The sequence below is a fragment of the Tissierella simiarum genome, from assembly GCF_018917865.1.
GTDB lineage: Bacteria > Bacillota > Clostridia > Tissierellales > Tissierellaceae > Tissierella_C > Tissierella_C simiarum.
Genome location: NZ_JAHLPM010000007.1, coordinates 91407 through 105362, shown reverse-complemented (window position 1 = coordinate 105362; position 13956 = coordinate 91407). Strand labels below are relative to the sequence as shown.

The 13956-nt window shown below is 29.9% G+C and carries 13 protein-coding genes, 1 other RNA gene and 1 riboswitch; of the genes, 11 read left to right on the top strand and 3 right to left on the bottom strand.

Going from position 1 to position 13956, the window contains the following annotated elements; genetic code table 11:
* Positions 1 to 13 precede the first annotated feature (13 nt).
* The 6 genes from rpoD (at position 14) to KQI42_RS09475 (ending at position 4672) form a co-directional block, all read left to right on the top strand.
* The gene (gene rpoD, locus KQI42_RS09500; RefSeq protein ID WP_216519191.1) at positions 14 to 1138 is read left to right on the top strand and encodes an RNA polymerase sigma factor RpoD; all 1125 of its coding nucleotides are present in this window, start codon (positions 14 to 16) and stop codon (positions 1136 to 1138) included.
* Between the two features lie 59 nt (positions 1139 to 1197).
* The gene (locus KQI42_RS09495; protein ID WP_216519189.1) at positions 1198 to 1893 is read left to right on the top strand and encodes a tRNA (adenine(22)-N(1))-methyltransferase; all 696 of its coding nucleotides are present in this window, start codon (positions 1198 to 1200) and stop codon (positions 1891 to 1893) included.
* Positions 1883 to 2983, top strand: a complete 1101-nt coding sequence (locus KQI42_RS09490; protein ID WP_216519187.1) for a Nif3-like dinuclear metal center hexameric protein — start codon at positions 1883 to 1885, stop codon at positions 2981 to 2983. Before KQI42_RS09495 ends, KQI42_RS09490 begins: the two co-directional genes overlap by 11 nt.
* A 20-nt stretch (positions 2984 to 3003) precedes the next feature.
* On the top strand, positions 3004 to 3723 hold the full coding sequence (locus KQI42_RS09485; protein ID WP_216519185.1) for a zinc ribbon domain-containing protein: 720 nt from the start codon (positions 3004 to 3006) through the stop codon (positions 3721 to 3723).
* Between the two features lie 92 nt (positions 3724 to 3815).
* Positions 3816 to 4157, top strand: an RNA gene (gene rnpB, locus KQI42_RS09480) — RNase P RNA component class A.
* A gap of 158 nt (positions 4158 to 4315) precedes the next feature.
* On the top strand, positions 4316 to 4672 hold the full coding sequence (locus KQI42_RS09475) for a hypothetical protein (RefSeq protein ID WP_216519183.1): 357 nt from the start codon (positions 4316 to 4318) through the stop codon (positions 4670 to 4672).
* 23 nt (positions 4673 to 4695) lie between these two features.
* Here the strand turns inward: KQI42_RS09475 and KQI42_RS09470 are convergent, their stop codons facing one another.
* Together KQI42_RS09470 and KQI42_RS09465 are read right to left on the bottom strand one after the other, a co-directional pair.
* On the bottom strand, positions 4696 to 5694 hold the full coding sequence (locus KQI42_RS09470; protein ID WP_216519181.1) for a 3-oxoacyl-[acyl-carrier-protein] synthase III C-terminal domain-containing protein: 999 nt from the start codon (positions 5692 to 5694) through the stop codon (positions 4696 to 4698).
* Between the two features lie 350 nt (positions 5695 to 6044).
* Positions 6045 to 7106: a PTS sugar transporter subunit IIC gene (locus tag KQI42_RS09465; protein ID WP_216519179.1), complete on the bottom strand. Its 1062-nt coding sequence runs from the start codon at positions 7104 to 7106 to the stop codon at positions 6045 to 6047.
* A 109-nt stretch (positions 7107 to 7215) separates the two neighbouring features.
* Positions 7216 to 7320, bottom strand: a riboswitch (glycine riboswitch).
* Between the two features lie 417 nt (positions 7321 to 7737).
* Here KQI42_RS09465 and KQI42_RS09460 point away from each other — a divergent pair.
* Positions 7738 to 7992, top strand: coding sequence for a TIGR03905 family TSCPD domain-containing protein (locus tag KQI42_RS09460; protein ID WP_216519177.1), 255 nt, complete (start codon positions 7738 to 7740; stop codon positions 7990 to 7992).
* Positions 7993 to 8022: 30 nt separating this feature from the next.
* Here the strand turns inward: KQI42_RS09460 and KQI42_RS09455 are convergent, their stop codons facing one another.
* Positions 8023 to 8697 carry a PHP domain-containing protein gene (locus KQI42_RS09455; protein WP_216519175.1) on the bottom strand — a complete coding sequence of 225 codons (675 nt, stop codon included), beginning with the start codon at positions 8695 to 8697 and terminating at the stop codon, positions 8023 to 8025.
* A 386-nt stretch (positions 8698 to 9083) separates the two neighbouring features.
* Between KQI42_RS09455 and KQI42_RS09450 the strand changes: the two genes are divergently transcribed.
* The 4 genes from KQI42_RS09450 to KQI42_RS09435 all read left to right on the top strand — a co-directional run bounded on the left by KQI42_RS09450 (position 9084) and on the right by KQI42_RS09435 (position 13902).
* Positions 9084 to 9947 carry a cation diffusion facilitator family transporter gene (locus KQI42_RS09450; protein WP_216519173.1) on the top strand — a complete coding sequence of 288 codons (864 nt, stop codon included), beginning with the start codon at positions 9084 to 9086 and terminating at the stop codon, positions 9945 to 9947.
* 215 nt (positions 9948 to 10162) lie between these two features.
* A complete protein-coding gene (locus KQI42_RS09445; RefSeq protein WP_216519171.1) occupies positions 10163 to 11194 on the top strand; it encodes a C40 family peptidase in 1032 nt (343 codons plus the stop codon).
* Between the two features lie 214 nt (positions 11195 to 11408).
* Positions 11409 to 12893 (top strand): Na+/H+ antiporter NhaC family protein, encoded by a 1485-nt coding sequence (locus KQI42_RS09440; RefSeq protein WP_216519169.1) that lies wholly within the window; start codon positions 11409 to 11411, stop codon positions 12891 to 12893.
* 163 nt (positions 12894 to 13056) lie between these two features.
* Entirely contained in the window at positions 13057 to 13902 is an 846-nt protein-coding gene (locus KQI42_RS09435) for a bifunctional 5,10-methylenetetrahydrofolate dehydrogenase/5,10-methenyltetrahydrofolate cyclohydrolase (protein ID WP_216519167.1), read from the top strand.
* The last annotated feature ends 54 nt before the right edge of the window (positions 13903 to 13956 follow it).

The following is a 13956-nucleotide window of genomic DNA, read 5'->3' as shown; positions in this document are numbered from 1 at the left end:
GGAGGGGACTTCATTGGACCAAGGAAATAAGGATAATGAGAAAATTCAAAAAGATAAGATAGAAGCAGTAAAGAAGCTTATTAGCAAGGGCAAGAAAAATGGAATGTTAACATATAAAGAAATTATGGATTGTTTAGAAGAGATAGACTTAGATACAGAGCAAATTGATGATATATATCAAAAACTTGAAGAAATAGGAATTGATATAGTAGGAGAAAAAGAAGAAGATATTTTGTTGGAAAGTGACGATGATGTAGAGGAAGATATTGATGATATTAAAGAAGAAGATTTATCTGTACCAAAAGGAATTAGTGTAGATGATCCTGTAAGGATGTATTTAAAAGAAATTGGTAAAATACCTTTATTGACAGCAGAAGAAGAAATTGAATTGGCTTTAAGAATGGAAGAAGGAGACGAGATAGCAAAGAAAAAACTAGCAGAAGCAAATCTTAGACTTGTAGTTAGTATAGCCAAAAGATATGTTGGAAGAGGTATGCTATTTTTAGACCTAATTCAAGAAGGTAATCTAGGATTGATGAAAGCTGTAGAAAAATTTGACTATAGAAAAGGCTTTAAGTTTAGTACCTATGCAACTTGGTGGATACGCCAAGCAATAACAAGAGCTATTGCAGATCAAGCTAGAACAATTAGAATACCTGTTCATATGGTAGAAACTATAAATAAATTAGTGAGAGTCCAAAGACAATTAGTACAGGAGTTAGGAAGAGATCCAAGTCCTGAGGAAATTGGAAAAGAAATGAATATGGAAGTGGAAAAAGTTAGAGAAATTATGAAAATTGCTCAAGAACCAGTATCCTTAGAAACTCCCATTGGAGAAGAAGAAGACAGCCACCTTGGAGATTTTATTCCTGATGATGAAGTTCTAGCACCAGCAGAAGCAGCTACTTTTACTATGTTAAGAGAGCAATTAATAGATGTGTTAGATACTTTAACTCCAAGAGAACAAAAAGTATTAAGGTTAAGATTTGGATTAGATGATGGAAGAGCAAGAACTTTGGAAGAGGTTGGAAAAGAGTTTGAAGTTACAAGAGAAAGAATTAGACAAATAGAAGCTAAAGCTTTGAGAAAGCTAAGACATCCAAGTAGAAGTAAAAAGTTAAAAGACTTTTTAGAATAATTAAAGATTCGCTTTTGCGGATCTTTAATTATACATGAAACATTGAAAGGAAGAATTAAATGAAGCTATCAAAACGACTACAAGCTATTGGAGAGATGGTACCAAAACACTCTATAGTAGCTGATATTGGGACAGACCATGGATATATTCCTGTTTATCTAATAGAAAGTGGAATAAGTAAACGGGTCATAGGATCGGATATCAGTAAAAATTCTTTAGATAAGATAATAGAGTATGTAAAAGAAATTGGATATGAAAAAGAAATAGAATCAAGATTAGGTAATGGGTTAGAGGTGTTAAAACCTTATGAAGTTGACACTGTAATTATAGCTGGAATGGGCGGTTTATTAATAAGAGACATATTAGAAGATAATAAGGAAGTATCCAATTCTATAACTCATTTTATTTTTCAACCCATGATAGCATCTAAGGAATTAAGAAAGTATCTTCATGACAATAATTTTATAATATTAGATGAAAAAATTGTGAAAGAAGAAAACAAGTATTATGAAATTATATATGCTAAAAAGGGTAAGAGTTATATTGAAAAGGATATTTACTATGAAATAAGTAAAATTTTAATAGAAAGAAAAGATCCTATACTTCAAGAATTCATAGAAAATAAGATGAAAATGACAGAAAATATCTTAGCAGATTTAGAAGGAAAAGATACTGATAAAAGTAAAGAAAGATATTTTGAGTTGATTGGAAAATTAAATGATTTAAAAGAGGTGTTGATTAACTTTGAAAGTTAAGGATATTATTGAATTTATGGATAATTGGGCTTTGCCTAAATTAATAGATAAATGGGATAATACTGGATTTCAAATAGGTAATGAGGATAGAAAAGTAGAAAGAATATTAATATCTTTAGATTTAGATGATAGAGTGCTAAATAAGGCATTAGAAGAAAGGTATGATATGATAATAACTCATCATCCATTGATATTTAAACCCCTAGAGAAAATAACAACTCTATCCTATAAAGAAAAACTTGTATATAATTTAATTAGAGAAGATATAGCTGTTTATAATGCTCATACTAATTTAGATTTAGCTAAAAATGGAGTAAACGATGAATTGGCAAAACTCTTAGGCTTGAAAAATTCCATTCCTCTTCAGAAGAACTATGAAGAGGATTTATATAAATTAGTAGTCTTTGTTCCTTTAACTCATGCCGATATTATAAGAGAAGTTCTTGGAAATAATGGAGCAGGATATATAGGAAACTATAGTCATTGTACTTATAATATTGAAGGTTTTGGAACATTCTTGCCAATGGAAGGAACAACCCCTTATATTGGAAATGAAGGAGAGCTAGAAAAGGTAAGAGAAGCTAGAATAGAAACAATAGTCCAGAAAGACAGGCTAAGTAACATTATTAAAGAAATGTTAAATGTCCATCCTTATGAAGAAGTAGCCTATGATATTTATCCTTTAGAAAATAAAGGAGATAAATATGGATATGGAAGAGTAGGAGATATTTACGAAACCAGCTTACAAGAATACTTAAACTATGTAAAGGAAAAATTAGATACACCTTATTTAACTGTATATGGAAATATGAATAAAAAGGTAAAAAGAGTAGCTGTTTGCGGTGGTAGTGGGAGTTCATTTATCCATGATAGCTATATACATGACGCTGACTTATATATAACAGGGGATATTAAATATCATGATGCTCAATTAGCCTATGAGCTTGGACTTACCTTAGTGGATGCAGGACATTTTAATACGGAAAAAGTAATATTACCAGTAATAAAAGAATATTTAATTAAAAAGACTAATAATACAGTAAATATAGATATGCTTAATGAGCCTAGTCCACCTTATGTAGTATATTAACTTGTGGGGAGATGAGTATAATGGAACAATTAGATTTATTATGGAATCTAGAAATCCATTTTAATTCACTAGAAAGCTATAAATACAAATTAGAACAAGCTATGAACACTTCGGATATTAGAGACATTGCTGATAGGGTAAAAAAAACAGAAAATAAGTTAGTAAGTTTAAGAGATAATCTAGGAAAGTATCAAAAGAAATTAAAAGAAAATAATCTAATATTAAAAGATTATAATTATCAGTTAGAAGAAATTGAAAAAAATTTATATGATGGCACAATTATAGACTTGCGACAGTTAGATTATTTATCTAAAGAAAGGGATAAACTAAAAGCTCTTGTTAACTCTACTGAAATTGACATGTTGTTTATTATGGAAGAAATAGAAGATATTGAAATAGATTTAAATAATATGGAAACTAGTCTAGAAGAAATAAAGAAGGACTATAAGAAGTTAAGAAAATATTATAAGTCCTTATCAGAAGAACTAAATAATAAAATAAGAGAAGAAGGGTCTATTATAGAGGACTTATTAAATAAAATAGATAAAGATTTACTGAATAGATATCATCAATTAAGGGAAAATAGAGGTAACGGTTTTGGAGAAATAAAAAATAATGTTTGTAGTGGCTGCAATATATTGATTCCCACATATATCGTAGATAAATTAAAAAATAATAAAGACATAATTTATTGTGAAAATTGTGGGAGAATTCTTTACTATAATAAAGAGCCAAATTAAAACATGGAATAAAATACCATTAGTTTCAATAAATACATTTGCAAATTGGCATGATTTATGCTATATTAAATTATGTAAAAAATAATAAGGTAAGAGTAAGCTGAATGGTCGCATGCTTTAAGCATGAGGAAAGTCCGTGCTCCATAGGGCAGGATGCTGGATAACGTCCAGTGGGGGCGACCCTAAGGATAGTGCAACAGAAATATACCGCCTAACTTTAGTTAGGTAAGGATGGAAAGGCGAGGTAAGAGCTCACCAGCAATTAGGCGACTAATTGGCTCTGTAAACCCCATCTGGAGCAAGACCAAGTAAGGGACTAAAAAGGTGGTTGCCCGCTACCGTCCCAATGGTAGGTCGCATGAATTTATTGGCAACAATAGATCTAGATAGATGACCATTTAAAACAGAACACGGCTTATAGGCTTACTCTTTATACATAATTAAATCACTTACTATGATAGGTGATTTTTTATTTTTTTGATGCAAGTAATATATAATTATAAAATAATCTGTTATAAATTGTCTAATTTTATTGGAAATACATGGTTTTTCATGTATAATTGAAATATAACAAAAAAGGAGGTATTTGACATTGTATAAGATTGAAGTAGATGAAAGGAAGAAATCATTTATAGTGATGGTAGAGGGATTTATACAGGAAGACGAAGGATTACAATTCTTATCTGATTATAAGAGTAATGTAGGTAAGATAAATCCGAAAGAATATTCTATGGTTATATGTGGAGAAGGTTTAGTAGTTTCTAAAAAAGAAATGATACCTGTTTTAGAACAATGTATATCTATGTATATGGATACAGGGTTTAAAAAGTATTTTGGAACTTATCCTAAATCTGCCATTGCAAAAATGCAATTATCTAAAATTGTTAATGAGAAAAATTTTGAAGTTGTTTTTAAGGATACTTTGGGGGAAGTATTATCAATAATTTAAAAAAGACTCCTATATAAGGAGTCTTATGCTTTATATAATAGAGCCATCATTGAATACCCAATTCCGACTGTACAAAATATAATATAATCTGATTTTTTTATTTTATTTAAATTATAGGCTTCATCTAATGCAAATATTGGACTTGCTGATCCAGTATATCCATATTTATCGGCAATAAAGGTATATTTATTTTCTGAATTTTCTATATTCAATGAGCTTAGCGTATTTTTTATGTCATTTAAGGAAAACTGAGAAAATATAAAATGACTAATATTATTAGGTTCTAATCCATTTCTTTTTAATAATTTTGTTATTAAATAAGTCCATTTTTCAGAAAAAAAACTAACATCATGAGGAGAAAACAACGCTTTTTTATCTTCTTTTAGAATATCATCCCTTAATATATTGCTCATTCCACACATAGGGAGACGCATTTTATCATTAAGATAAGAATCTGCTAAGTATATAGAGTCTATTATTCCGCTATTGTCTTCTAACTCTTCCTTTTTCAAAATTACACATGCTGCTCCATCTCCTGATGTAGCTTTAACTACGGGATCGTCTTCTCTTGAAAAAAATTTCATCATTTGACCACCTAGAATAATAGCAGTTTTAATATGAGCAGAAGATAGCATATATTTGGATATGTAGTCCATTGCACTAACCATAGATAAACAATTATTATTGAAATCGAAGATATTATTTGCATTTAATGTTTCTAACTTATGATGCAAAATTAATGAGTTTGATGGTGCCAAATATTCAGGATTGTCTGAAGCAAATACTAGCATATCAATGTCTTTAGGGTTTATATTAGCTTTTTCAATAGCTTTTCTTCCTGCAATGACACACATCTCTATAATATTTTCATCTTTTGTTTTAAATAGCTGATTTCGTCCTAAAGAATTCATCAAACCTCTAACATCAATTCCTCTTGCATCAAAATCTTCTAGTATTTCTTTTTTTGTAACTTTATTCTGTGGATGATAGATTGAACTTGATAAAATTTTAATTACTGTCATACAATATCCCCCTTTAATTGTCATTATTCTATATTTTTCATCATAGCATATTTTAGACATGGTTTGATATGGAAAATTTATTTACGGCAAATAAGAAAGTATTATTTGAATCCTTATTTGTGCAGGACGATAGGAATTATAGTACCTTTAATCATTTATGAAGAAATAAATATAAAAATAGGATTTAAGACTTATTTATTTCTAAGGATATATTTTTTAATTAAACACTTTTATATAATTAATTTATCAGATTATAATTGCTTTATTGTAATCTAATAAATGTTTCATATAACAGAATTAAAAGTTTATAGAATTCAAAAAGTCATTACCCTAGGGTAATGACTTTAACATTATCTATTTTGTAAAACTTCTTTTGAAGAAAAGTTTTTATTATTTTTTTCACTAGGTTTAATAATCTCTTTATCATAAAATAATTTTATTATACTTGTCCCAACAAAGCCTCCAATAACACCACATATAGCTGCTAAAGATAAAGCTAAAAATACTTTTAGTGGTGGGTTGAATCCAAAGGGGGCAAGTAATCCTGGAATTGGTGCTGCTGTTCCTGGAGCATTGTTGATGATTCCTAAAGCTGCTGCTACTATACCAGCAAGACCTCCACCTATAAAGTCAGAAAAATATATAGGTACTGGATTTGCTGTAATTAGAGGTGCTTGTGTCAAAGGTTCCAACATTACACCAAGTACATTACTATTATCCCCAATTTTCATTCGTTTAAAGACTACTCCATTTGTAAAAGCTCCTCCAAAGCTGGCAATTGATGATATTCCCATAGCGAGTCCATTTAGACCAAGCATTGCTGTTACAGACATGGAACTTAGTGGAGAAGTACAAATTACTTTCATCATTCCACCCAAAAGAAATCCCATTACATAAGGCGATTGTTCTGCTGCTACTGAAACGGCTTGGCCGACACTTAATAAAGTAGCGTCAACAATAGGTGTGACTCCAATAGCAATAAGTCTCGCTAAAGGTGCTATAGTAAGTGCTCCAATAACTACATTTAATCCTTCAGGTAGCTTCTTTTCTATTATTGGTGCAACTAATCCAATAATATATCCTGCAATAAATCCCGGCAATATGCCAATATTAACCAATGCTACACCTGCTACTACAGAGAAAACAGGATTAGCTCCCATACTCAAGGAAACTAAAATAGCCGATGCTGTTCCAGCCATACTTCCTGAAGATGCTCCGACTTCACCTAAAAAGGCAATTTTAAGAAAATCTCCACTAATATATTTATGGATAGCCTCAACTAAGAAACTTGCTATAGCTGCTCCGGCTAAGCCCGACATAGCTTTATCACCTTTTGGTGCCTTTAGACTAAAAAGTGAAAATAATACTAGGGTTATTAATAATAAACCCATTCCTTTGATAATTGTTAACATCAAATCCCTCCATTGTATGATTATTACATTGTCTTCGCTTTTAAATTTAGTAAAGTCTTCAAAAAAGCAAAAAGACATGGAGGTACAATAGCATAAAAAACGTTTGCTACTCTACCGCCCTGTCCTTGTATCTGAAAGTTTCCCTATATAAAGTCTCTATATATAGGTTGCTTCTTCGATGCCCGATTTAACGGGACTCTCCAGGGGTTGTGTCAGTTTATTGTCTATGACCTGAGAGTTTCGATAATAGGGCGAGTATAGGGCCTACCTCTTGCTCCTTCGGTTATCTAAGATTAGATATTTCCAACAAACTTCATCCACATATAAAAGATTGTTAATTATTATTCTAACATATACGGGAAACCGTTACAAGGAAAAATTTATAAATGGATAATTATACATAGAAATCATAAATAATAAGAAAATCTTCAAAATGACTAAACCTTGATAATATCAGCATTACAAGTTCAAATTCATTATACTTTTTACATTTAATTGGAGAAGTGTAAATTTTGAACTATATATTTCTGTTAGATAAAGCAAAATATTATATTTATGCCATTCCTAATACACATAAAATAATGTATAATATATTTTATCATTATAATAATAGAGCAGGAGGTAATTAAATATGTACCAGTATTCAACAAATGGAGTTTGTGCAAAAGATATTACTTTTGATGTAGAAAATGGTGCAGTAAAGAATGTTAAATTTACTGGAGGATGTAATGGAAATTTACAAGGAATAGCAAGCCTGGTAGAGGGAATGGAAGTAGATAAACTTATAGATAAATTGTCTGGAATAAAATGTGGTAATAAAAATACTTCTTGCCCAGATCAACTATCAAAAGCTTTATTAAAAATTAAAAATCATAACGATAAATAAAAAACTCCTATATTTTCATAGGAGCTTTTATTATTTTGAGGATATAATATTTTTTCCTGCAATGAAATGTTCTTCATAATAATAATCTATATTTTTAAAATGACCTTCTTTTCTTATAACAGGATGAAAATTTCTAGTTTTAACTGCTTCAATAAAATCTTTATGGTCTCTTATATTACTATAAAACTTTGTGGCATAAGTTCCTAACTTTTCTAATACATGAGCATCACTAGCACCTAATGATGGTAAATTTAACTCTGTAGCTAAAGCATAGGATTGAAGATTATGGTAGGAATAAGTACTGCCGTTAAAGGATTCTACCCCAGATAAAATATGACTGAGTTCTTTCATATTATTTCCAATGCCACGATTGTTATTTCTAAAAGGATGGGCACATATGGCTACACCATCATATTTTTTAACTAAATTTAACAATTCTTCGGCAGAAATCATTTCTTTAGGTATGTCTTTTAAACCAAACACTAGAATATCTCCTTGATAAGTTAATACCTCAGCACCTACAATTACTAGAACACCATTTATTTTGGCAGAATCACCAATTTCATTTCTTAAATAATTATTATCATGGTTAGTGATACATAAGCCATCTAGACCGATAAGTTTAGCTAATTCTATAGCTTTTTTAAAATCAATAAAACTATCAGAAGAATATTTACTTTCATGAACATGAGTATCTATAATCATAATGACGCCTCCAATATTATTTCTATTAAACTATACCATAAAATCATTATTCAAATTTGAACATAGACAAATACTATATATTTGCAATAATCCATAAAAGATATCTATACATTAAACTAGATGATAGCTTTAACGTTCTTCATAGAACAGATAATATAAAAATATAATCTTGTGCTGAAGTAGTATGGAACAAATTAGATATTAAGCCAAGGGCGGACTTAGGTTAAGCATTAAAAACATGTATCAATTGATAATGATTTCAATCTTGCAAAAACTATTGAAAATAGGGAAAATGGGGTATATAATTAGTATTATTAATTATCAATTAATATGGTAGATATAAAATTTAATTGAAAAGTATATAATATATTATGGAGGTTTTAAAAATGGATAATTATAAACTGGGGGTAAAGATATCTTGGATTACAGTTCTAATAAATGTTATATTATCAGTTTTTAAGATTATAGCGGGAATAGTTGGAAGCAGTAGTGCTATGATTGCAGATGGTGTTCATACTTTATCTGATGTTTTAACGACTTTTGTTGTAATGATAGGACTTAAAATTTCTTCTAAGGAAGCTGATGAAAATCATCCCTATGGTCATGAAAAATATGAACCTGTTTTTGCAAAGATTTTAAGTATCCTATTATTATTAACAGGAATTTTCATTGGATATGAAGCTATTAAAATTTTAATCAGCGGAAATATAAGAAAACCAGGTATGATTACTTTATTTGCAGCATTTTTATCAATTGTAGTTAAAGAAGGAATGTATTGGTACACTATAAAAACGGCTAAGAAGATAAAGAGTCTATCTATGGAAGCTGATGCTTGGCATCATAGATCAGATGCCTTTTCATCTATAGGCACATTTGTAGGTATTTTAGGAGCTAGACTAGGATTTACAGCTTTAGATCCTATAGCTGGTATTGTGGTTAGCTTTTTTGTTATTAAGGTTGGAGTAGAATTATATATAAAGTCTGTGAGAGAATTAGTAGATGAATCAGCTAATCAAGAAACTATAAACTTAATTATAGAAAAAACTAATTCTGTTAAAGGTGTTAAAGGAATAAAAAGTTTAAAGACTAGGATATTTGGAAATAAGATATTTATTGATATAGAAATATTAGTTGATTCTACTATTTCAGTAAAAGAAGGCCATGACATTGCAGAAAAAGTTCATGATACAATAGAAATGGAGATTGAAGATATAAAACATTGTATGGTTCATATTGAACCATATAGGTAGATATTTAATATAAATCCATGTAAAAGTGAATTGGAATTGTTAAAAAAGCAAGTAAATCTTGTCAAATCAATGTAATTACTAGATGTTAAAGCTATGCAGATAAACAGCATAGCTTTTTTTGTAACCAAATTGTAATAATTAGGTTGATAGATTCATAATTTTATAATATAATGTAGTATAAATAAACTTTTAAACTTGAAAAGGGAGTGTTAATATTGTTCCATAAAAGACGGAAACTACCTGTAACTATTCTTATAATTTGTCTAATTTCATTATTAGGATTTAAAGACACTGGTATATTTGTCAAAGAGTACGTAAGTAATAAAGAAAATGGTCCACAAGTTACGTTTAATAAAGAGGAAAATGTTAACGTTCTTAGAGAAGGTGAAGAAGTTTATGTAGTTGAAAAAGATGGAGTTGCTCATCAAATTCCAAAGGAAGTAATGATAAGAACAAGTAGAAGTTCTCAAAATTTTAAAATTATTAAAGACACAAATCTTTTAGACAAGCCAATGGGTAATACCGTTGCAAAATTAACATTAGGTGAAATAGTTAGGGCAGAAAGATATGAGAAGGATTATGGCTTATTTAGAACTGAGGATGGCAAAAGTGGATATATAAAATTAGATGATTTAGAAGTTATCAAAAATGAATCTTTAACTTATGGTATTTCAACAGTAGACAAAGTGCTAAAAAGTGGCGACCTTTATTATGTGCTTTCGAAAGGTGAAATGGTAGCAATAAAAAACTATGATAAAGATTTTATTATAATGGATAATAAGGGGAATGAATTCATAGCCAAAGAAAATTACATAGATTTAAAAAGTACTAAGCTAACAGCATCTAGGTCAGCTATTTCTAGAAGATCAGCAAGTATTAGTGCAGTAATTCAAAATGCATATAGTGCATTAGGGAAACCCTATGTAAGTGCAGATACTGGTAATAGAGGATATGATTGTTCTGGATTGACATATTCTGTTTATTTAAACAGTTTGGGTATTAAACTTCCTCGCAGTTCCAGTGATCAAGTTAATTCAGGTATACAAGTAGATAAGTCAGAGTTAATACCAGGAGATTTGTTGTTTTTCAATACATCTGGTAAGGGAATTTCTCATGTAGGACTTTATATTGGAGATGGAAATATGATTCACGCTTCTACGGGCCAACGGAAAGTTATTATTACAGAAGTAGATTCTACTTATTATAAGAATAGATATGTTACTGCAAGAAGAATAATTTCTAGATAGTAAATAAGGATAAATAAAAGCATGTAAACAAGTCTTATTTAAGACTGAGTTATATGCTTTTATTTTTTGGTTTAATTGTAAGTTTTTAATACTTATATATTTTTATTTTACTTTATTATTTTATTGTATAGACATAACTTATATGCTATACTAAACTTGTCTATAATCTAATAGCCCATAGATCAAGGCTAATAAAAAGGAGGAAGAAAAATATATGGTTGCATTATTAAAAATTTCACCAGTTTTTCTTATGGCAGGACTTATGATAGCTAGTAATATATTCGAAGTTATTGAGTTGGATATTTTACAAATTGCTCCTATAGCTACTGTTTATGCCGCTATCATAGCTGCTATTATTGAAAAGATTAGTTTTAAAGATCTAGTTGATTCTGCAGTAGATAATGTAAAAGAAATGCAATTAGTATTTTTTATTTTAATGCTTGCTTATGCTATGGCAGAAGCATTTATGTCTACAGGAGTAGGAGCCGCAATTATTAATATGGCATTGGGTTTTGGTTTAACTGCTAAAACTGTTGCAGTAACAGCATTTATAGTATGTTCCATTCTCTCGATAGCTACAGGAACTTCTTGGGGTACTTTTGCAGCCTGTGCACCAATTTTTTTATGGCTAAATCATATTGTTGATGGAAACGTTATCCTAACTATTGGAGCCATAGCTGGTGGTTCTTGTTTTGGAGATAATATTGGACTAATATCAGATACTACTGTAGTAAGCTCTGGTATACAAAGAGTAGAAGTTATAGACAGAGTGAAGCATCAAGGAGTATGGTCGATTTTATGCTTAGTTCTTGCAGCAGTACTATTTTTTATATCCAGTTTAGGTCTACCAAATGAAGTTGGTAACGCTGCTGAGGCTATTAATCAAATTCCAGAAGAAGCTTGGAATTATTTAGCTGAAGAAAAGCCAGTTGCCATAGATTTATTAAATCAAGTTAAAGAAGGAGTACCTTATTATATGGTAGTGCCTTTGATATTAGTATTAATTGCAGCGATTAAGGGAATACCTACTTTAGCTTGTTTAGGAATTGGACTTATTGCTTCATTAATATTAGGATTGTTTGCTGGTACAGTTGGCTCTATAATAGAATTCTTAGGATTGGTAATGGCAGGCTTTAAAGAGGCAGGATCTTGGGTTATTGTTATGATGATGTGGGTAGGAGCTTTTGGTGGTATAATGGCCAAAATGCATGCTTTTCAACCTCTTTCCAATTTTATAGCAAAGACGGTTAGAAGTGTGAGACAATTAATGTTTGCTAATGGTTTGCTATCTATAATTGGTAACGCTGCCTTAGCAGATGAAATGGCTCAAATAGTTACTATAGGTCCTATAATTAAAACTTTGACTGATGAGAATGTTGAATGTAGTGAAGAAGATATGTATAAATTACGTTTGAGAAATGCTACTTTTTCAGATGCTTTGGGAGTATTTGGTTCTCAGTTTATTCCTTGGCATGTTTATATTGGATTTTTTACAGGAATAGCATCATCAGTATATCCATTGTTTGAATTTGATGCTTTTCATATTATAAAATTTAATTTTATGGCTATAGTCGCCGTATTTTCAATTTTATTATTAACTCTTACAGGTTGGGATCGATTCATTCCATTATTTGGACTACCTTCTGGACTCGATGTAAAATTAAAGAAAAAAGAATTAAAACCAAATAAAGCTAAATAACTTAACTAAAAGCACCCGAAAGGGTGCTTTTAGTTAATGGTTTATTGCATAAATACTATAATGTGGTATAATTTGAATTGTCAGTTTATATTATTTAATATACATACCACATCTATATCACAATATCCTTATGACAATTTATATAATACAAGGAGGTTATTGAATGGTAGAAGTATTAAAAGGTAATGCTGTAGCAGCTCATATTAAAGACAATATGAGAAAAGATATTGAGGAATTGAAAAAATCAAATAAGACACCTACTTTAGCAATCCTTAGATTAGGGAATAATCCAGGAGATGTTTCCTACGAAAGAAGTATAATAAAAAATTGTGAAGCTATTGGTATTAAATCAGAAGTATATGAGAAAGACGAGAATATAGGTACCGATGAGGTTGTCAATGCCTTGAAAGAATTAAATGATGATAACAGTATTTCTGGAATATTAGTATTTAGACCGTTACCAAAACATATTGATGAAGAAAAAATTAGAAGCACTATTAGTCCAGAAAAGGACGTAGACTGTATGCATCCTTTAAATCTTGAAAATATTTTCGAAGGAAATATGGGAGGCTTTGCACCTTGTACTCCAAAAGCCGCTATGAAAATTTTAGAATATTATAATGTTCCTTTAGAAGGAAAAAATGTAGTAGTTATTAACAGAAGTATGGTTGTAGGAAAACCTCTTGTCATGATGCTATTAGAAAAAAATGCTACAGTAACTATATGTCATTCTAGAACTAAGAATTTATATGAGATTACTAGTAAAGCTGATGTAGTAATTACAGCTTTAGGTAAAGCTAAATATTTTGATGAAAAATATTTTAATGAAAATTCGGTTGTAATTGATGTAGGAGTTAGCTTAGATAGTGAAGGAAAATTAAGTGGAGATGCTGACTATGATAAAGTTTCTCATATAGTAAAGATGATAACACCAGTACCGGGTGGAGTTGGAAGTGTAACGACCTCTATATTGTTAAGCCAAGTAGTAGAAGCGTGTAAAAAATTATAAAGAGTCTTTTTAGACTCTTTTCTTCATTTTTGAACAAAAGTAGTTATTTTTCTT

Excerpts from the sequence above, each read along its gene's own strand:
- KQI42_RS09485 (WP_216519185.1), top strand. The coding sequence starts at position 3,004 with ATGGAACAATTAGATTTATTATGGAATCTAGAAATCCATTTTAATTCA.
- KQI42_RS09465 (WP_216519179.1), bottom strand. The coding sequence starts at position 7,106 with ATGTTAACAATTATCAAAGGAATGGGTTTATTATTAATAACCCTAGTA.
- KQI42_RS09435 (WP_216519167.1), top strand. The coding sequence starts at position 13,057 with ATGGTAGAAGTATTAAAAGGTAATGCTGTAGCAGCTCATATTAAAGAC.
- KQI42_RS09470 (WP_216519181.1), bottom strand. The coding sequence starts at position 5,694 with ATGACAGTAATTAAAATTTTATCAAGTTCAATCTATCATCCACAGAAT.
- KQI42_RS09460 (WP_216519177.1), top strand. The coding sequence starts at position 7,738 with ATGTACCAGTATTCAACAAATGGAGTTTGTGCAAAAGATATTACTTTT.
- KQI42_RS09450 (WP_216519173.1), top strand. The coding sequence starts at position 9,084 with ATGGATAATTATAAACTGGGGGTAAAGATATCTTGGATTACAGTTCTA.
- KQI42_RS09455 (WP_216519175.1), bottom strand. The coding sequence starts at position 8,697 with ATGATTATAGATACTCATGTTCATGAAAGTAAATATTCTTCTGATAGT.
- KQI42_RS09495 (WP_216519189.1), top strand. The coding sequence starts at position 1,198 with ATGAAGCTATCAAAACGACTACAAGCTATTGGAGAGATGGTACCAAAA.
- KQI42_RS09440 (WP_216519169.1), top strand. The coding sequence starts at position 11,409 with ATGGTTGCATTATTAAAAATTTCACCAGTTTTTCTTATGGCAGGACTT.